The following is a 17,685-nucleotide window of genomic DNA, read 5'->3' as shown; positions in this document are numbered from 1 at the left end:
CCGGCCGTGGCCCGCACCGGGACCGGGAGGCGACGATGTCGGATCGGCGTGGCTACTTCACCGCCGACGAGGTGCGGGCGGCCGAGGCGGAGCTGTTCACGCGTGTGCCTGCGGGGATGCCGATGCGGCGGGCCGCGTATGGGCTGGCGACGGTGGTTGCCGACGAATTGCGTTCGGAGACCGGCGGTGTGGTCGGCCGCGCGGTGGGGTTGCTGGTCGGGTCGGGGGACAACGGTGGGGACGCGTTGTGGGCTGGATCGATGCTGGCGCGGCGTGGGGTGGCGGTGACCGCGGTGCTGCTGAATCCGGAACGGGCGCATCGGGAAGGGCTCGCGGCGCTGCGGGCAGCGGGTGGGCGCGTGGTGGATCGGCTCGGTGCGGTGGATCTGGTGATCGATGGGATCGTGGGGATCTCCGGCCGGGGACCGTTGCGGCCTGCTGCCGCGGAGATGGTTGCGGCAGTGGATGTTCCGATCGTCGCCGCCGATCTGCCCAGTGGAGTGGATCCGGATACGGGAGCGATCGGCGGGCCCGCGGTGCGTGCGGCGGTGACGGTGGCGTTCGGGGCGTACAAGCCGGTGCACGCGCTCGCGACGCCGTATTGCGGGCGAATCATGCTGGTGCCGATCGGTTTACGGCTGCCGGAGCCGGGGCTCGCTCAGCTCGATCCGGCGGCGATCGGGGCAGGCTGGCCGGTTCCGCTGGCGACCGATGACAAGTACAGCCAGGGCGTGGTCGGGGTGTGTGCTGGTAGTGCGACGTATCCGGGTGCCGGGGTGCTGAGTACCGGTGCGGCGGTCGCGGCGACGTCGGGGCTGGTGCGCTATGTCGGGGACGACACCGAAGTGCTGGCGAGATTCCCCGAGGTGATCGCCAGCCACACGATCTCGGGGGCCGGTCGGGTGCAGGCGTGGGCGTTCGGTCCCGGCGCGGGCACGGACATCGCCGCCATGGACCGGCTCGCACAGGTACTGGCCACCGATCTGCCGGTGCTCGTCGACGCCGACGGGCTCACGCTGCTCGCCACCGAACCCGCGCTGGTTCGCGGTCGTACCGCGCCGACCGTGCTGACACCGCATGCCGGTGAGTTCGCCCGGCTGACCGGTGTGGAGCTCGGGCCGGATCGGGTGGCCGCGGTGCGTGCGCTCGCCGACGAGTGGCAGGTGACCGTGCTGCTCAAGGGGCGGGCGACGATCATCGGCGCACCCGGTGCGGCGACCTTGGTCAACGATGCGGGCGGTTCGTGGGCCGCGACCGCGGGCTCGGGTGACGTGCTGTCGGGGATCATCGGGGCGTTGCTCGCGGCAGGTCGTGCGCCGGGCTGGTCGGCCGCCGCGGCCGCGCGGGTGCACGCGCTGGCGGCCAACCTCGCCGCTCATGACGATCAACCGGCCGCCGCGCCGATCTCGGCCTCGCCGCTGCTGCGTCACATACGGCCGGCTGTGCGGGTATTGCGAGAACTCGCCGGAGTCTGAGCAGGAGATGTCGCAGGTGCGGATTCCCAGGGCGGGCGCGGCCCCCGGTTCCGTGAATCCCGCGGGTCCTGGCAGGATCGGGGCTGTGAATGCGCAAGTGGAAACTGTCATCGACCTGGATGCCATTGCCCACAACGTGCGTGTGCTGCGTGAGTTCGCGCAGGGCGCCGCGGTGATGGTGGTGGTCAAGGCTGACGGTTACAACCACGGCGCAGTCGAGGTGGCGCGGACGGCGCTGGGGGCGGGGGCCGCCGAGCTGGGGGTCACCACCGTCGCCGAGGCGCTGGAGTTGCGTGCGGCGGGGATCACCGCGCCGATCCTGTGCTGGCTGAACACCATCGATGCCGATTACGCTGCCGCGATCGCGGGCGATATCGAGATCGGGGTGTCCTCGCTCGCGCAGTTGCGGGCCGTCGAGCAGGCTGCCAGGGCGACCGGTCGCGCCGCGACGGTCTCGCTCAAGGTCGACACCGGGCTCAATCGCAACGGGGTGTCGGTCGCCGAATATCCGCAGGTGTTGAACTCGCTGCGCGCCCTCGTCGACGAGCAGGTCGCCCGGTTCCGCGCGATCTTCTCCCATCTCGCGCACGCCGACGAGCCGGAGCATCCCATGCTGGACCGCCAGCGGGAGCGCTTCCTGGAGGCGATCGCCCAGGCCAAGGAACAGGGGCTCGAACCCGAGCAGGTCCATCTGGCGAACTCCGCGGCGACGCTGACCAGGCCCGACCTGCACTTCGACCTCGTGCGCCCCGGCATCGCCGTCTACGGACTGTCCCCGATCCCGGAGCTCGGCGACTTCGGCCTGCGCCCGGCGATGACACTGCAAGCCGAGGTCACGCTGGTGAAGCGGGTGGCCGCGGGGGAGGGCGTGTCGTACGGGCATCGCTGGACCGCGCCGCGCGACACGACGGTGGCGCTGGTGCCAGCGGGATACGCCGACGGCGTATTCCGCTCGCTGAGTGGACGTTTCGAGGTGTGGCTCGGCGGTTCCCGGCACCGTAATGTCGGGCGCGTGTGCATGGACCAGTTCATGGTCGACCTCGGCGACAACGCTGGCGGCGTGCGGGCGGGCGATCGGGCGGTGCTGTTCGGCGGCGGCGCGGGCCACCCGCACGCGCTCGACTGGGCCAGGCTGCTCGACACGATCGACTACGAGATCGTGTGCTCACCGCGCGGCAGAGCCGTCCGCCGGTATGTGGGGACCGGCCGATGAGCCGCGGATCCGTGATCCTGCGCGGCGGGCTGGCGACCGCGGGCCTGCTCGGCGCGCTCGCCGTGGCGCACACCCTGCGCCGGATCGGCGCGCGCGTGCTGTGGCCCGCCGAACGTGACGAGTATCGCGACGAGAACTTCGCCCTGATCGATGAGGACGAACCGGGTGTCGTGATCGCCGACGACGGTGTGTCGCTGGCCACCCGCACCTACGGCGACGACTCCGCCGAGCTGACGATCGTGTTCGTGCACGGCTTCTGCAACAGCATGGAATCGTTCCACTTCCAGCGCCGTGATCTGGCCAGGCAGTGGGGCGATCGGGTCCGGATGGTCTTCTTCGACCAGCGCGGTCACGGCCGCTCCGGCACCCCGAGCACCCAGAGCTGCACCGTGGCACAACTCGGCCACGATGTCGCCGCCGTGGTGCGCGAGTGCGCGCCCGCCGGGCCGGTGGTGCTGGTCGGGCATTCGCTCGGCGGGATGGCTGTGCTCGCCGCGGCGGCGCAGTTCCCGGAACTGGTCGCGTCGCGGGTGATCGCGGTCGGGCTGTTCAGTACCGCGGCCGCCGAGGTGACCGCGACCGGGTTGCCGCAGCTGCTGCGCCATCCCGCGATCGACGGATTCCGGATGGCGGTGCGGACCGCGCCCGCCCTGGTCCAGGTGAGCCGGACCGCGAGCAAGCAGCTGGTCGCGCCGATCCTGCACGTCAGCTCGTTCCACGGTCAGGTGAGCCCGACGCTGTCGCGGTTCACCACCATGATGATCGACCGCACCCCGGTCGGCACCATCGAGAAATTCCTGAAAGCGATTGAGCTGCACGACGAGTCGGCCGCGCTGCCGGTGCTGGCCGACATCCCGGTGCTGGTCCTGTCCGGCGCGCACGACATGGTGATCCCGTTCCGCAACTCGCACGTGCTGGCCGAAGCGCTGCCCAACAGCGAGCTGGTGCGGCTCAACGAGGCCGCGCACATGCCACACCTGCAATTCCCCGATGTGACGCTGGACGCACTCGACCGGCTGCTGGCGAGCGCGGGCTTCGGCGACGCGCGTGGCGGGGAGGCCGTCGGTGGCTGACCCACAGCAGCGTGTCCTGACCACGGTCGAGGACACCGAGGCGTTCGGCCGGGAACTGGCCGCGACACTGCGCGCGGGCGACCTGGTGGTGCTCGACGGTCCGCTGGGCGCCGGGAAAACGGCCCTGACCAGGGGAATCGCTGCCGGGCTTGGAGTGCTGGGCCGGGTCAGCTCGCCGACGTTCATCATCGCGCGGGCGCACAAGGCCGGGCAGCGCCCGGACGGCACACCAGGGGTGGCGCTGGTGCATGTCGACGCGTATCGGCTCGCGGGCGACCTGGATGAGCTCGACGCGCTCGACCTCGACACCGACCTGCATCACGCGGTGGTGGTGGTCGAGTGGGGCAAAGGTGTCGTCGAACACCTCTCGGAGCGGCATCTGCGGGTGCAACTCGCCCGGGAACCGGAATCCGATGTGCGCACGGCGATCTGGGAGTGGATCGGATAACCCGCCCACCGGCGAGCACAGCTGCGCGCCGGGCGCCGATACCACCCGGTATTGTTGAGACAATCATGCTCGTACTAGCAGTCGACACCGCGACACCCGCCGTTACAGCGGGATTGGTGCATCTGTCACCTGCCGCCGACGCGGACTCCCGGCCCGCCGTGGCGACGTGCGCTGCCCGAGTGAAGGTCGACGCGCGCGCCCACGCCGAAGTGCTCACCCCGCAGATCCTGGAATGCCTCACCGAAGCCGGGGTGCGTCGTGACGAACTCGACGCGCTCGTCGTCGGTGTCGGGCCTGGCCCGTTCACCGGCCTGCGGGTCGGGATGGCCACCGCCGCCGCCTTCGGCGACGCGCTCGGATTACCGGTGCACGGCGTGTGCAGTCTCGACGCCATCGCCGCCGATGCCGCGGGCGAGCAGCGCGAGACGGGGGAGCTGCTCGTTGTGACCGACGCGCGCAGGCGCGAGGTGTACTGGGCCCGCTACCTGAACGGGGCGCGGGTCGCCGGTCCCGAGGTGTGCAAGCCCACCGAGGTGCCGCTCGGCGACGCCGTCGCGGTCGCGGGTTCGGCCGCGCACGTCGACTACTTCGATCTGCCGGTGCTGCCCAGCGAGTCGCCCTCGCCCGCGGGGCTGGTGGCGGTCGCCGCGCGCGAGCTGCTGGCCGGAACCGTGCCAGAGGCGCTGGTCCCGCTGTATCTGCGCAGGCCCGACGCCGTCGAGAACAGCTTCCGCACCCTCGACCGGACCGGGGCGTGAGCGCCGTGTACCGGATCGAACCGATGACCCCTGCCGATATCGACCGCTGCGTCGAGCTCGAGCATCTGCTGTTCCCCGAGGACGACCCGTGGCAGGCGGTGTCGTTCCGCTCCGAGCTGGCAGGCGCGCACAACCGCTACATCACCGCTCGCGACGCGAACGGCGTCATGGTCGGTTACGCGGGCATCGCGCTGCTCGGTGACGCCGCCCATCCGGAGGCCGAGGTGCACACCATCGGCGTCGACCCGGACTGCCATCGCGGCGGCATCGGCACGCTGCTGCTGGAGGCGCTGCTGGCCACGGCCGCCGAACGCGGCGGCCCCGTGTTCCTCGAGGTGCGCACCGACAACGCGCCCGCCATCGCGCTCTACGCCAAGCACGGCTTCCACATCATCGGGCTGCGCAAGAACTACTACCACCCCAGCGGCGCCGACGCGTACACCATGCGGCGGCCCGAACTCACCGTCGCGGCCGACGAATGGGCCGCGCGCGGCAGGCAGGACGAGGTGCTGTCGTGATCGTCATGGGCATCGAGAGCTCTTGCGACGAAACGGGAGTCGGCATCGTCCGGCGCAACCCGGACGGATCGCTCGACCTGCTCGCCGACGAGGTGGCCTCGAGCGTCGATCAGCACGCCCGCTTCGGCGGCGTTGTCCCCGAGATCGCCTCGCGCGCGCATCTCGAGGCGATCGTGCCCGCCATGCGCCGGGCACTGGCCGCGGCCGGGATCAGCAAGCCCGACGCGCTCGCCGTCACCATCGGGCCCGGCCTCGCCGGTGCGCTGCTGGTCGGTGTCGCCGCGGCCAAGGCGTACGCCGCGGCCTGGGATGTGCCGTTCTACGCGCTCAACCACCTCGGCGGGCACGTCGCGGTCGACACGCTCGAGCACGGCCCGCTGCCACCGGCGGTGGCACTGCTGGTCTCGGGCGGGCACACGCACCTGCTGCAGGTCACCGAGCTCGGCGAGCCGATCACCGAACTCGGCAGCACCGTCGACGACGCCGCGGGCGAGGCGTTCGACAAGGTCGCCCGGCTGCTCGGCCTCGGCTACCCCGGCGGACCGTACCTTGACGCGGCGGCCGCCGGTGGCGATCCGCGAGCCATCGCGTTCCCGCGCGGCATGACCGGGCCGCGTGATGCTCGCTACGACTTCTCCTTCTCCGGCCTCAAGACCGCGGTCGCCCGCTACGTCGAAGCGGCGCAGCGCCAGGGCATCACGCCCGAGCAGCTGCCGATCCCGGATATCGCCGCGTCCTTCCAGGAGGCGGTCGCCGACGTGCTCACCATGAAGGCCGTGCGCGCCGCGCAGGACGTCGGGGTGGACACCATCGTGCTCGGCGGCGGCGCCACCGCCAACTCCCGCATCCGCTCGCTCGCCGAAGAGCGTTGCATCGCGGCGGGATTGACACTGCGGGTGCCCAAGCCGCGGCTGTGCACCGACAACGGCGTGATGATCGCGGCGCTGGGCGCCCACGTGATCGCGGCGGGTGCGCAACCCGCCGAGCTGACCGTCGCCACGGATCCGGGTCTGCCGGTGTCGGTGAGTGCCCTGCGCGGCTGATCGTCCCGGCCCCTATGCCCGCTGCCTGATGCGCACGATTGTCCGCATGCTCGATAACCGGCGCGGCGGTGGCGACAATGGCCGTGCGGCAGCTAGTCGATCAGCTGGAGCGGAGGTTCGCTCGGTGTGCTCGCGGCAGGCGGCACGGGCAGGACACCATGGGCTGGTGCCTGGGTGGGGGAGGTGTTCGGTGTCGACGGACGCTGTTGCTGGCCGCCGGAGGATCCGCTGTTCATCGGGCCGAGTGGCGATTCCGGATACGGGATCTGCGGCAGGTTCGGGTCGGGACGCAGCGTCGGGGCCGTCGAGCTGGGCTCGGAGGGGCTGGGCGCCGGGGCCGAGCTGGCCGGCGCGGGCGTGGTGGGCGCGATCGGGCTCGGCGTCTGGGTCTCGGTGGTTGGCGGCGCCGTGGTGACACCGGTGCGGTCGCCGCTCTCGCGGTTCTGCGGTGCCGGCGATAATTGCGGCGCAACGGGTAATGGCTGCCGCACGGAGCTGCTTGTGCCCGCCGGGGTGACATCGGGGGCGTCGGGCGTGATGGCCTGCACGCCATAGCCGATCACCAGGCCGACGACGACGACCGCGCCGGCCAGCGTCCCGGCCACCTTGGTGAACGTGCCGCTCGGCGCGTCACCGAGCGCGGCGGGTAACAGGGCCGACGGGGCGGCGGCATCGGCGACCAGCGCAGCGCCCTTGGCGATCACGGCCTCCGGATCGGGCACCGTGAGCACCGGGACGTCTAATCGCTCGTGCAGCGTATCGACGACAGCGGGGATGTTGGCGCAGCCGCCGATCACCGCGACCGCCTCGGGATACTTCGGCGCCCGGCTGAACACCGACGCGGAGAACAGCGCGATATTGCGCAGCAGCCCGCCGATCAGTTCCTCGAAATCGGATCGGGTGAGCTTGAGCGGCTGACCGGCCACATGATCGATGGTGACCGCGGGCGCGATCGACAGGTGCTCCTTGGCCGCCCTGCCCCGATTGGTCAGGGTGCCACGATTGGGCCTGGTGCCGCGGCGGGCGTAGTGCAGGTCGACGAGATGGTGGTAGATCAGCTCGTCGATGGCGTTACCGCTCAGCGACGGTGTGCGCTCGGTGTGCAGGATCGTGCCGTCGGCGTAGTCGACGACGGTGACGGTGAGTCCGGTCGCGCCGAGGTCGACCACGGCGACGGTGGCGTAGCGATCGAGCAGCCCGGTATCGCGTAAGTAGGTCATCGCCGCGGTGCCCTCTGGCACTAATCGAAGATCACGATGCCGGGTGGTGGCCGCGCGAATTGCCTGGGCCTGCTCCTTGTTCCGATACGCGACGGCGACGCTGGTCGGTGGCCGCGTACGGGCCGACTCGGCCCTGCGATGCGCGCCCGTGTAGCGCCCGAGCGGTTCGCCGGCCATGGCCGCGCTCTGGGAGACGGGCAGCTGGGTGGTCATCAGCTCGATCGAGGACGACACGAGATCACCGAGGTCGGAATGCGCCGCGTCGGCGGAGACGACCCGGTAGTCGAAGCTTTGCTCACCGGAGGGTCCGGTGGCGACCAGTGCTGAGCACACCACCTCGTTACCGGCAGAGATGCCGAGGGATGTTCGCATGTTCACCTCCCTTCGAGCGGATGGTTCTGTGACGCCGACCATCTCGATGGAACGCTATACATATCCTTTCACACCCTGTTATGCGAACGTTACAGATCTTGACAGGCGATGTGAAGATCACTGGCGAGTGTGGGCGTGTCGAAAACGCGACATTGGCAGAACCCGGCCTTGAGCGCTGGCACTCTCACGTATAGAGTGCTAGTCGGCACTGTGTAGCTGTGCTTGTGCCAGTCGACTACTGGGCTTCGGGTCCCGGCACCCGCGACGACGGGGCTGACGCGCAGGGTCGCATGTAGACCGAAACCCGGTCCGGAACAACAGTTCCGGACGACCGAATTTCCCCTGAAAGTGGAGGGCTCAACGTGGCGAGCGTGAACATCAAGCCGCTCGAGGACAAGATCCTCGTCCAGGCCAACGAGGCCGAGACGACGACGGCCTCCGGCCTGGTCATCCCGGACACGGCCAAGGAGAAGCCGCAGGAGGGCACCGTCATCGCCGTCGGCGAGGGCCGGATCACCGACAAGGGTGACCGCATCCCCGTCGACGTCAAGGAAGGCGACGTCGTCATCTACAGCAAGTACGGCGGCACCGAGATCAAGTACCAGGGTGGGGAGTACCTCATCCTGTCGGCGCGCGACATCCTGGCCGTCGTCACCAAGTAGGCCAACGCCGCATTCGCTTTCCGCCCCGGCGTCGTCCAGCGACCCGGGGCGGATTGCGTTCTCACACAGGAGCTGAATCCCCTATGGCAAAGCAGATCGAGTTCGACGAGAAGGCTCGCCGGGCTCTGGAACGCGGTGTCGACAAGCTCGCCGACGCCGTCAAGGTGACCCTCGGTCCCCGTGGCCGCCACGTCGTGCTGGCGAAGGCCTTCGGTGGCCCGACCGTGACCAACGACGGTGTCACCATCGCGCGTGACATCGACCTCGAAGATCCCTTCGAGAACCTCGGCGCCCAGCTCGTCAAGAGCGTCGCCACCAAGACCAACGACGTCGCGGGCGACGGCACCACCACCGCGACCGTGCTGGCCCAGGCCTTCGTGCGCGCCGGCCTGAAGAACGTCGCAGCGGGCGCCAACCCGATCTCCCTCGGCCAGGGCATCGCGCTGGCCGCCGACAAGGTGTCGGAGGTGCTGCTCGCCGCGTCGACCCCGGTCTCCGGCGAGAAGGCCATCGCCCAGGTCGCCACCGTCTCCTCGCGCGACGAGGAGATCGGCGAGATGGTCGGCAAGGCGCTGACCACCGTCGGCAAGGACGGCGTCGTCACCGTCGAGGAGTCCTCGACCACGCAGACCGAACTCGTCATCACCGAGGGCGTGCAGTTCGACAAGGGCTACCTCTCGCCCTACTTCGTGACCGACCCCGAGACCCAGCAGGCCGTGCTGGAGGACACCTACGTCCTGCTGCACCGCGACAAGATCAGCTCGCTGCCCGACCTGCTGCCGCTGCTCGAGAAGATCGCCGAGTCCGGCAAGGCCGTGCTGATCATCGCCGAGGACATCGAGGGCGAGGCGCTGTCGACCCTGGTGGTCAACTCGATCCGCAAGACGATCAAGGCCGTCGCGGTCAAGGCGCCGTTCTTCGGTGACCGCCGCAAGGCGTTCCTCGACGACCTGGCCGTCGTCACCGGCGGCACCGTGATCAACCCCGATCTCGGTGTCACCCTGCGCGAGGCGACCATCGATCAGCTCGGTCAGGCGCGTCGCGTCGTCGTCACCAAGGACGAGACCGTGCTCATCGACGGTGCGGGCACCGCGGACGACATCGCCGCGCGCAGCGCGCAGCTGCGTCGCGAGATCGAGGCGACCGACTCCGACTGGGACCGCGAGAAGCTCGAGGAGCGTCTCGCCAAGCTGGCCGGTGGCGTCGCGGTGATCCGCGTCGGCGCGGCCACCGAGACCGCGCTCAAGGAGCGCAAGTACCGCGTCGACGACGCGGTGGCCGCAGCCAAGGCCGCGGTCGAGGAGGGCATCGTCCCCGGTGGTGGCACCGCGCTGGTGCAGGCCGCGACCGCGCTGGTCGAGCTGCGCGACTCGCTGACCGGTGACCAGGCCGTCGGCGTAGAGGTGGTTCGCAAGGGCCTCGAGGCGCCGCTGTTCTGGATCGCCACCAACGCCGGTATCGACGGCGCTGTGGTCGTCAGCAAGGTCGCCGATGGCAAGGAGGGCTTCAACGCCGCCACCCTCACCTACGGTGATCTGCTCACCGACGGTGTCGTCGACCCGGTCAAGGTGACCCGCTCCGCCGTGGTGAACGCCGCCTCGGTCGCGCGGATGATCCTGACCACCGAGAGCGCCATCGTGGAGAAGCCGGCCGAAGAGGCCGACAACCACGGGCATCACGGTCACGCGCACTGACGCACAACTGACGAAGGCCCCTGGACCGCAAGCGGTTCGGGGGCCTTTTGTTGTCTGCTAGCTCGCTACCGGAGGTTCTTCGGCGAGAATCGCCGCCAGCAGGCGTGTGCGCAGGGAAGGCGGCGGTGGGGCAGGTGTGGTCGACGCGAGAACGGCGAGAGCTTCGCGGGTGCCGCGGAGCTCTCGCAGGAACTCGGTACGGAGCGTGGGATTTTCGGTATCGATGATGGTGTGGATCGTGTGATGGTCTTCGTCGTCGATCAATCCGAGCGCGACGGTGTGCGCGAGATCGATCTGGGCTTCGTTCATCTCACGTCACCCCCAAACTTTTCTTCAGTCGTGTCAATCCGTCCCGAATCCGGGACTTAACGGTCGGTAATCCTATGCCGAGATGCTGTGCTACCTCAGCGTAGGTCCGCCCGCCGTAGTAGGCGAGCGAGATCGCCTCGCGTTGGGTCTCGGTCAATGTCGAGAGCCCGCGCTGGACGGCCTGTTGTTCGAGTCTGCGTTCCACCTCCTCGGTGACCTCGTCGAATTCGTTGCCGAGAACCCTTATCCCGTACGCGACTTCGCGCTGGGAATGGGCTTGCTCGGCGCGAACCCGGTCGACCGCCCGCCGGTGCGCCAACGTCATCAGCCAGGTCACCGCAGACCCCTTGGTGGGGTCGAAACTCGTTGCGGTGCGCCAGATCTGGAGATAGACCTCTTGCGTGGTCTCCTCCGCGTATCCCGGGTCGTGGAGGACCCGCAGGATCAGGCCGAAGACGCGCGCAGACGTCCGGTCGTACAGTTCGGCAAAAGCATGCTGGTCGGACAGGCCGCATCGTTCTAATAGTGCAGCTAGCTCGACTCCTTCGGCCGCGCGTGCGGTAACTGCAGAATCCACGCTCGGTGGGAAGGCTTCGCTTCGGAACCCATTCTGTGTCATCGGTCACGAATCTAGCCCGCGGCTATGACCTCCCTTCGCCCGGGGGTGCTTTGATCGCGTGCCAGCTATTTGCTAGAGATTCGGCACGCCACGCCGGGCGGATGGGATCGGATTTGCCGAGGTGCCTAGACGGCCATGCGGCGCCGGTTGCGGCGCGCGTGCATCTCACGTTCGGTCTCCGACATCCCGCCCCAAATGCCATAGGGCTCACTGACCTTCAGCGCGTGGGTGCGGCACTGCATCAGCACCGGGCAGGCCCGGCAGATCTCCTTGGCGCGCATCTCGCGCGCGGTGCGGGCGCGGCCGCGCTCGCCGTCGGGATGGAAGAAGACCGCGGAGTCCTGACCGCGGCACGAGCCACGCATCTGCCAATCCCAGACGTCGGCGTTCGGACCGGGGAGGTGGGTGGGCATGGGCATGGTGAACTCCTTGTGGTGCGAGCTCGTCAGCGTTGTCGAGCGAAGTTGGTGCGGCAGGTCTTCGCGCCACCCCGGTAGAGGTGGCCGGCTCGACGGTGCCTGACGGTGCCGTTGGATGGTCGCTGCAATTTCGCGCGGCGCCGACCCCGGCGATGAGCTACGTTAGGTGCAGGCGGGAAATTCCGTCAATAGTTCCGCGCATTGGTTCCGTAAATCTGCAACGCTGAAATTTAACCTGCGCACTGTTTACATTTCACACTCGTTCCGTCCATACTGTTCGGTTGGCTATGGATCGGTCGCCGCGCGACGTCCGCGCCGGTCGGCATTTTCCCAGGTCGCGCCGTTCAGAGGCGGGTTCTGCCAGGTGCTCCTCGCCCCGGCCGGGTGGTACGGATCACAACGACCCTCGTGCACGGGCTCGGTGGAGATGGCTGAAACGGGGCGCCGAGGTTAATTGCGCGAAACGCATGTGAATTCGAAACATTGCGGTAAGGGCGGCGGCGGGCGGAGATTTACCTGATGGCAACATCGCCTGCCGGGGCAAAAGCTGAGTGGTAGCTGTCCGGGCGTGGTTGTGGCATATCACGAGAACCACGGGTGCGCGGTGGCGGCTACAGTCTCGGCGTGCAGAGAACGGCTTCACCCGCGGGTATCGGTTCCGAAATACTCGTTTCGACAGCTTTCGGGCCCACTCCCGGGCGGGCCGCTGCGGAGTTGCCGGAACCGGCCGACCCCGCGCAGCGGTGGTATCGCGCCGTCGCGCTCGGTGGACAGGGCCGATACGCCGCCGCCCGAGCCGACCTGCGTGTACTCGCCGGAACCCGGATCGATCCGGCGCTGCGATCGCGCGTCGAAAGCACCCGCGGATCGCTGCTGCGTCAGCTCGGCGGCCACGCCGCCGCGGCGGCCTTCGACGGCCGCGCGGCGAATCTCGCGCTCGGCGCCACCGGACCGGATCGCGCCGAGGCGCTGGCCGACGCGTTCACCGGCCTGGCCGCCGACGCGCTCGGCACCGGCAGACTCGCCCTGGCTCGCAGGCTGCTCGGCCGGGTGGAACCGCTGCTGGCCGAAGCCCCGGCCCGCTGCGCGGTGCGGTGGCACTGGGTGCGCGCGGAGACCGCGCTCGCGGGCGGCGAGGCCGCGCCCGCGTTGCGCGACGCCGAGCTCGCGGTCGAGCTCGCCGCCGCGCTGCCATCGGTGCGGCACCGGGTGAAATCGGCTCTGCTCGTCGCCGCGGCCACCGCCGCGGGCGGCGACGCGGACCGCTCCGCGGAACTGGCTCGCGCGGTCGATACCGACTGCCGCGAGCACGCTTTGCTGCCCCTGCGATGGGCCACCGCGATGCTGCGCGCCGGGGTCTGTGAGCAGGCAGAAGCCAGGGCCGCCGCGGACGAAGCCGCAGATCACGCGGCCCGAATCCGCACGTGGGGCGGGGATTTCAGGCTGCCTGCTTCGTAATCCGGTTCCGGTGATCTTCCTGAGAGGTCTCATAGAAGGGGCCAGGCCCGCTCGCGGGTGATCAACGGGTCGCTATTGTTAGTCCCGTTCCGCCACTTCGGTGGAAGCTCGGTCACATCAGACCGCGCCACTCGTAACGCCAGGAAAATCTCTGACGATGACGCATATGGGCGAAGAGTTGGACCTCGCCGTCGCTGCGGCTGCGCAGGGCGACAGGACTGCTTTAGCTCAGGTACTGGAACTGATCCGGCCGTTGGTAGTCCGCTACTGCCGAGCTCGGATCGGAGCCGCGGAGCGCGGGCAGCTCTCCGCGGACGACGTTGCGCAAGAGGTCTGTTTGGCTGTGATGACCGCCCTGCCCCGCTATCAGGATCAGGGTCGGCCCTTCATGGCCTTCGTATACGGCATCGCTTCGCACAAGGTCGCCGACGCCCATCGCAACGCCGCCCGTAACAAGGCGGAGGCGATGGCCGAAGTACCAGATGTCATATCCACCGACCAGGGACCGGAGCAGCGAGCTCTCGACTCGGAGACGAGCAGGCAGATGAACACTCTGCTGGCCACGCTCCCCGAGAAACATCGGGAAATCCTGATCCTGCGCTTGGTCATGGGTCTGTCAGCAGAAGAGACCGCAGTCGCCGTGGGCAGCACGGCGGGGGCGATACGGGTGGCCCAGCACAGGGCACTCGCGAAACTGAAGTCACAAGTGGCGAGGGCAGGTGAAATGTATGGCTAGGGATGGCGAGCGCGGTCGAGGCGACCGGAAGGTCTGGCGTGGGTCGCACGACAGCGGTCCCTACGCCGCCGAGGATGCCGGTGATTCCGGTCCGGTCGACATTGCGGCGGTGCGCAGCGACGATGCGCTGATCGACGCGATCGCGAGCGACGGCCCGGTGCGTACCGACAGCCCCGAGGAATTCCAGCTGGCGTCGTTACTCGCGGATTGGCGGGCCGATCTCCTGGCCGAGCCGATGCCCGCGGGCCCTGATCTGGACACCGTGTTCGCGGCGGTCAATCAGGAGATCGGCGCGCGGCAGGTTCGGGTCGGAGCTTCCTCGCGCGGACGTCTACGGCTGGTACGCCCCATTCTCGGAGCTGCTGCGGCGCTGGCCGTGGTCTTCGGCGGTATCACGGCGTTCTCCTACAGCGCCGCCCCCGGTGATCCGCTGTGGCGGGTCAAGGAGGTCGTGTTCAGCGAGCAGGCCCAGTCGACCGTCGTCGCACGGGTCGACGACGATCTGGTCGCCGCGCAGAACATGCTCGACGCGGGCAACCCGGAGCAGGCGCGGGTCATGCTGGAACAGGCTTCGGCCACCGCGACCCAGGTCAACGACCAGGGCAAGCGGGAAGATCTGGTCGCCCGCTGGAACCTGCTGCGGGACGAGCTGGCCAAGCGGGCCCCCGAGATCGCCGCGCAGCTGGCGCCGTCGACACCGGCGTCGCCCGGCTCGACCAAGCCGAGTTCGCCCTCGCAGGCTCCGGCCACGAGTAACCCGGCCACCACGGCTCCGCTGGCGCCGACCGGTCCAGGTACGGGTACCACCGGTTCGCCGTCCGAACCGCCGGTGATCATGCAGTCGCCGGGTCCGGAGACCAAGCCGGTCGTCCCGCCGGAGACCATCGAACCGACGGTGCCGCCGGTGACCACCGTGCCGAGCACGCCGCCCCCGGCGACGGCCGAGCCGACAACGCCACAGACCACCATCGTCGAACAACCGCCGGTCACCGTGCCAACGGTGGTCCCGACATCGCAGCCGACGGTTCCGTCGACGCTGCAGACCCCGCCGACCATGACGATCCTGCCCGCACCGCCCGCGGTGCCGTCTTCCTGATCGTTCCCAGCCACGACGAAGGCCCCGAACCTCAGGTTCGGGGCCTTCGTCGTTGTGTTCGGAGCCGGGCGCCATCGTCTCCCGCGCATGCGTGACCGGCGCGGGAGAGCGGGCCTGGCGAGCAGCTCAGTTGTCGAAGCCGTCGAATCCGTCGCCGTGGAACGCCTCGTTCATCGATGCGTCCGCGTAGCCGCGGCAGTAGTCCCAGGTGACGTACGCCTCGGGCGTCGGGTCGTAGGCGGGCTCGTGCGGACGGACGGTGCCGTCGACGAGTAGCTGGAGCAGGTTCGCCCGCAGCATGTCCCAGTCGTGGTAGTGATCTTGCCGACAGTCCTCGCAGCTGACGACGAGCCCGCGGATGCCACGATGGGCGAGCAGGGCTTCGTACACCGCGAGGTCGGCGAGATCTTCCTCGACCGCGAGGCGCTCATGAGGATCCAGCGGCTCACCGGGCTCGATGGCATCGAGCGCGGCAGACGGGTCGGAGGGGTCTCCGGCGAAGGGATCCGGCGGTAGGCCAGGTGGTAGATGGTCACGCACATCCCCACGGTACGCAGTACTTGGTGGTCTGCGCCAGCGATGCACCGGGCAAGTTTGCCGCGGGGCTCACTTCACAGGCGTGTTCGCCCGCCGGATACCATGGAATGCGGGCGTCGGCGAGCTTGTTCTCACCGACCATCAATCTTTTCCGCTCAGCACCGTCGCATCGCAGCTTTCGGCGTACGTTGCTACCGACGACCAGGAGGGGTCGATCCGAATGAGTAATCCCGTGTCGGGCGAACGAATCGCGGTGCGCCCTCCTACGGGTGGCGACGATCCGACCAAGATCGCCATGCTCGGCCTCACGTTCGACGACGTGCTGTTGCTGCCTGCCGCCTCGGATCTCATCCCCAGTTCCGTCGAGACCTCGAGCAGGCTCACCAGGGAGATCACCCTGCGCACCCCGCTGGTGAGTTCGGCCATGGACACCGTCACCGAGGCGCGCATGGCCATCGCCATGGCGCGTGCGGGCGGCATGGGCGTGCTGCACCGCAACCTGTCGGCCGCCGATCAGGCCGCGCAGGTGGAGACGGTGAAGCGCTCGGAGGCCGGCATGGTGACCGATCCGGTCACCTGTCGTCCCACCGACACCCTCGCCGAGGTCGACGCGATGTGTGCCCGGTTCCGCATCTCGGGCCTGCCCGTGGTGGACGAGACCGGCGCGCTGGTCGGCATCATCACCAACCGTGACATGCGCTTCGAGGTCGATCAGGAGCGCCGCGTCGACGAGGTGATGACCAAGGCGCCGCTGATCACCGCCCAGGAGGGCGTCACCGCCGAGGCCGCGCTGGGTCTGCTGCGCCGCCACAAGATCGAGAAGCTGCCGATCGTCGACGGCAACGGCCGCCTGCGCGGCCTGATCACGGTCAAGGACTTCGTCAAGACCGATCAGTACCCCAACGCCACCAAGGACCGCGACGGCCGCCTGCTGGTCGGCGCCGCGATCGGTGTCGGCCAGGACTCCTGGTCGCGTGCGATGACGCTGGCCGACGCCCAGGTCGACGTGCTGATCGTCGACACCGCGCACGGCCACCAGTCGCAGGTGCTGCAGATGGTCGCCAAGGTCAAGGCCGAGGTGGGCGATCGGATCCAGATCGTCGGCGGCAACGTCGCCACCCGCGCCGGCGCCGCCGCGCTCGTCGAGGCGGGCGTCGACGCTGTCAAGGTGGGTGTCGGTCCCGGCTCCATCTGCACCACCCGCGTGGTCGCCGGTGTCGGCGCGCCGCAGATCACCGCGATCCTCGAGGCCGTCGCCGCGTGCAAGGCCGCCGGTGTGCCGGTGATCGCCGACGGTGGCGTGCAGTACTCCGGTGACGTCGCCAAGGCCATCGCGGCCGGTGCGTCCACCGTGATGCTCGGCTCGCTGCTCGCGGGTACCGCCGAGGCCCCCGGTGACCTGATCCTGGTCAACGGCAAGCAGTTCAAGAGCTACCGCGGCATGGGCTCCCTCGGCGCGATGCAGGGCCGCGGCCAGGCCAAGTCGTACTCCAAGGACCGCTACTTCCAGGACGACGTGCTCGCCGAGGACAAGCTGGTCCCCGAGGGCATCGAGGGTCGCGTCCCGTTCCGCGGTCCGGTCAACCAGGTGATCCACCAGCTCGTCGGCGGCCTGCGCGCGGCCATGGGTTACACCGGTTCGCAGAACATCGAGCACCTGCAGGGCGCTCAGTTCGTGCAGATCACCGCGGCGGGTCTCAAGGAGAGCCACCCGCACGACATCACCATGACCGTCGAGGCCCCGAACTACACCGGCCGCGGCTGAGTACAATAGATGCGTTTGTGCGCCGGAGGCCGACCTCCGGCGCACAGCCACGTGGACGACTTGCACCGTGCAAGGTCTTGCGGTCCACTGCCCGACAGCGAAGGCTGACATCGAGATGGTCACCTTCGAATGCCAACGTGCTCGGCGCACCCGCGACCTCGAGGAGCGGCGGCCACGCAGTGGCCGTTCGCGGCCGGGTCGCCGGTCAGGCGCCGGTGCGTAGGCGACGTAGGAGCAAGCACCGGTGCCTGACCGGTGGCCCTTCAGGGC

At 69.2% G+C, this 17,685-nt stretch carries 18 protein-coding genes; 13 read left to right on the top strand and 5 right to left on the bottom strand.

Annotated features, from left to right (window positions below):
• Positions 1-35 precede the first annotated feature (35 nt).
• The 7 genes from ACWF82_RS14020 to tsaD all read left to right on the top strand — a co-directional run bounded on the left by ACWF82_RS14020 (position 36) and on the right by tsaD (position 6,528).
• A complete protein-coding gene (locus ACWF82_RS14020; RefSeq protein ID WP_452501172.1) occupies positions 36-1,475 on the top strand; it encodes an NAD(P)H-hydrate dehydratase in 1,440 nt (479 codons plus the stop codon).
• 7 nt (positions 1,476-1,482) lie between these two features.
• Complete coding sequence (gene alr / locus ACWF82_RS14015; RefSeq protein ID WP_452501170.1) at positions 1,483-2,688, top strand: alanine racemase; 1,206 nt, start codon at positions 1,483-1,485, stop codon at positions 2,686-2,688.
• On the top strand, positions 2,685-3,761 hold the full coding sequence (locus ACWF82_RS14010; RefSeq protein WP_452501168.1) for an alpha/beta fold hydrolase: 1,077 nt from the start codon (positions 2,685-2,687) through the stop codon (positions 3,759-3,761). The genes alr and ACWF82_RS14010 overlap by 4 nt, the downstream gene beginning before the upstream one ends.
• Positions 3,754-4,209: a tRNA (adenosine(37)-N6)-threonylcarbamoyltransferase complex ATPase subunit type 1 TsaE gene (gene tsaE, locus ACWF82_RS14005; protein WP_452501166.1), complete on the top strand. Its 456-nt coding sequence runs from the start codon at positions 3,754-3,756 to the stop codon at positions 4,207-4,209. The genes ACWF82_RS14010 and tsaE overlap by 8 nt, the downstream gene beginning before the upstream one ends.
• 65 nt (positions 4,210-4,274) lie before the next feature.
• The gene (tsaB, locus tag ACWF82_RS14000) at positions 4,275-4,967 is read left to right on the top strand and encodes a tRNA (adenosine(37)-N6)-threonylcarbamoyltransferase complex dimerization subunit type 1 TsaB (RefSeq protein WP_452501164.1); all 693 of its coding nucleotides are present in this window, start codon (positions 4,275-4,277) and stop codon (positions 4,965-4,967) included.
• Positions 4,968-4,990: 23 nt separating this feature from the next.
• Entirely contained in the window at positions 4,991-5,485 is a 495-nt protein-coding gene (gene rimI / locus ACWF82_RS13995; RefSeq protein ID WP_452501426.1) for a ribosomal protein S18-alanine N-acetyltransferase, read from the top strand.
• Positions 5,482-6,528 carry a tRNA (adenosine(37)-N6)-threonylcarbamoyltransferase complex transferase subunit TsaD gene (gene tsaD / locus ACWF82_RS13990; RefSeq protein WP_452501163.1) on the top strand — a complete coding sequence of 349 codons (1,047 nt, stop codon included), beginning with the start codon at positions 5,482-5,484 and terminating at the stop codon, positions 6,526-6,528. The genes rimI and tsaD overlap by 4 nt, the downstream gene beginning before the upstream one ends.
• A gap of 92 nt (positions 6,529-6,620) precedes the next feature.
• Here the strand turns inward: tsaD and ACWF82_RS13985 are convergent, their stop codons facing one another.
• Positions 6,621-8,120 carry an Hsp70 family protein gene (locus ACWF82_RS13985; RefSeq protein WP_452501161.1) on the bottom strand — a complete coding sequence of 500 codons (1,500 nt, stop codon included), beginning with the start codon at positions 8,118-8,120 and terminating at the stop codon, positions 6,621-6,623.
• 362 nt (positions 8,121-8,482) lie between these two features.
• On the opposite strand from ACWF82_RS13985, the gene groES reads away from it, so the two are divergent.
• Together groES and groL are read left to right on the top strand one after the other, a co-directional pair.
• The gene (gene groES, locus ACWF82_RS13980; RefSeq protein WP_110037083.1) at positions 8,483-8,782 is read left to right on the top strand and encodes a co-chaperone GroES; all 300 of its coding nucleotides are present in this window, start codon (positions 8,483-8,485) and stop codon (positions 8,780-8,782) included.
• An 83-nt stretch (positions 8,783-8,865) separates the two neighbouring features.
• The gene (groL, locus tag ACWF82_RS13975) at positions 8,866-10,476 is read left to right on the top strand and encodes a chaperonin GroEL (protein WP_452501159.1); all 1,611 of its coding nucleotides are present in this window, start codon (positions 8,866-8,868) and stop codon (positions 10,474-10,476) included.
• Positions 10,477-10,533: 57 nt separating this feature from the next.
• Here groL and ACWF82_RS13970 read toward each other — a convergent pair whose 3' ends face one another.
• The 3 genes from ACWF82_RS13970 to ACWF82_RS13960 all read right to left on the bottom strand — a co-directional run bounded on the left by ACWF82_RS13970 (position 10,534) and on the right by ACWF82_RS13960 (position 11,823).
• The gene (locus ACWF82_RS13970; protein ID WP_452501157.1) at positions 10,534-10,785 is read right to left on the bottom strand and encodes an RskA family anti-sigma factor; all 252 of its coding nucleotides are present in this window, start codon (positions 10,783-10,785) and stop codon (positions 10,534-10,536) included.
• 1 nt (position 10,786) lies between these two features.
• Positions 10,787-11,404 (bottom strand): sigma-70 family RNA polymerase sigma factor, encoded by a 618-nt coding sequence (locus ACWF82_RS13965; protein ID WP_379038682.1) that lies wholly within the window; start codon positions 11,402-11,404, stop codon positions 10,787-10,789.
• Between the two features lie 125 nt (positions 11,405-11,529).
• Positions 11,530-11,823 carry a WhiB family transcriptional regulator gene (locus ACWF82_RS13960; RefSeq protein ID WP_022567299.1) on the bottom strand — a complete coding sequence of 98 codons (294 nt, stop codon included), beginning with the start codon at positions 11,821-11,823 and terminating at the stop codon, positions 11,530-11,532.
• Positions 11,824-12,447: 624 nt separating this feature from the next.
• On the opposite strand from ACWF82_RS13960, the gene ACWF82_RS13955 reads away from it, so the two are divergent.
• The 3 genes from ACWF82_RS13955 (at position 12,448) to ACWF82_RS13945 (ending at position 15,113) form a co-directional block, all read left to right on the top strand.
• Positions 12,448-13,281: a hypothetical protein gene (locus ACWF82_RS13955; RefSeq protein ID WP_452501155.1), complete on the top strand. Its 834-nt coding sequence runs from the start codon at positions 12,448-12,450 to the stop codon at positions 13,279-13,281.
• A 157-nt stretch (positions 13,282-13,438) separates the two neighbouring features.
• On the top strand, positions 13,439-14,017 hold the full coding sequence (locus ACWF82_RS13950; protein ID WP_110037079.1) for a sigma-70 family RNA polymerase sigma factor: 579 nt from the start codon (positions 13,439-13,441) through the stop codon (positions 14,015-14,017).
• Complete coding sequence (locus ACWF82_RS13945; protein ID WP_452501153.1) at positions 14,010-15,113, top strand: anti-sigma-D factor RsdA; 1,104 nt, start codon at positions 14,010-14,012, stop codon at positions 15,111-15,113. The genes ACWF82_RS13950 and ACWF82_RS13945 overlap by 8 nt, the downstream gene beginning before the upstream one ends.
• Positions 15,114-15,239: 126 nt before the next feature.
• Here the strand turns inward: ACWF82_RS13945 and ACWF82_RS13940 are convergent, their stop codons facing one another.
• Positions 15,240-15,653, bottom strand: coding sequence for a DUF5319 domain-containing protein (locus ACWF82_RS13940; protein WP_022567296.1), 414 nt, complete (start codon positions 15,651-15,653; stop codon positions 15,240-15,242).
• Between the two features lie 217 nt (positions 15,654-15,870).
• Here ACWF82_RS13940 and guaB point away from each other — a divergent pair, with 217 nt between their 5' ends.
• Entirely contained in the window at positions 15,871-17,415 is a 1,545-nt protein-coding gene (gene guaB, locus ACWF82_RS13935) for an IMP dehydrogenase (protein WP_379303540.1), read from the top strand.
• The last annotated feature ends 270 nt before the right edge of the window (positions 17,416-17,685 follow it).

It is taken from the genome of Nocardia sp. NPDC055053, from assembly GCF_053608285.1.
The sequence above is the reverse complement of the archived record's forward strand: the minus strand, read 5'-3'. Positions and strand labels throughout refer to the sequence as shown.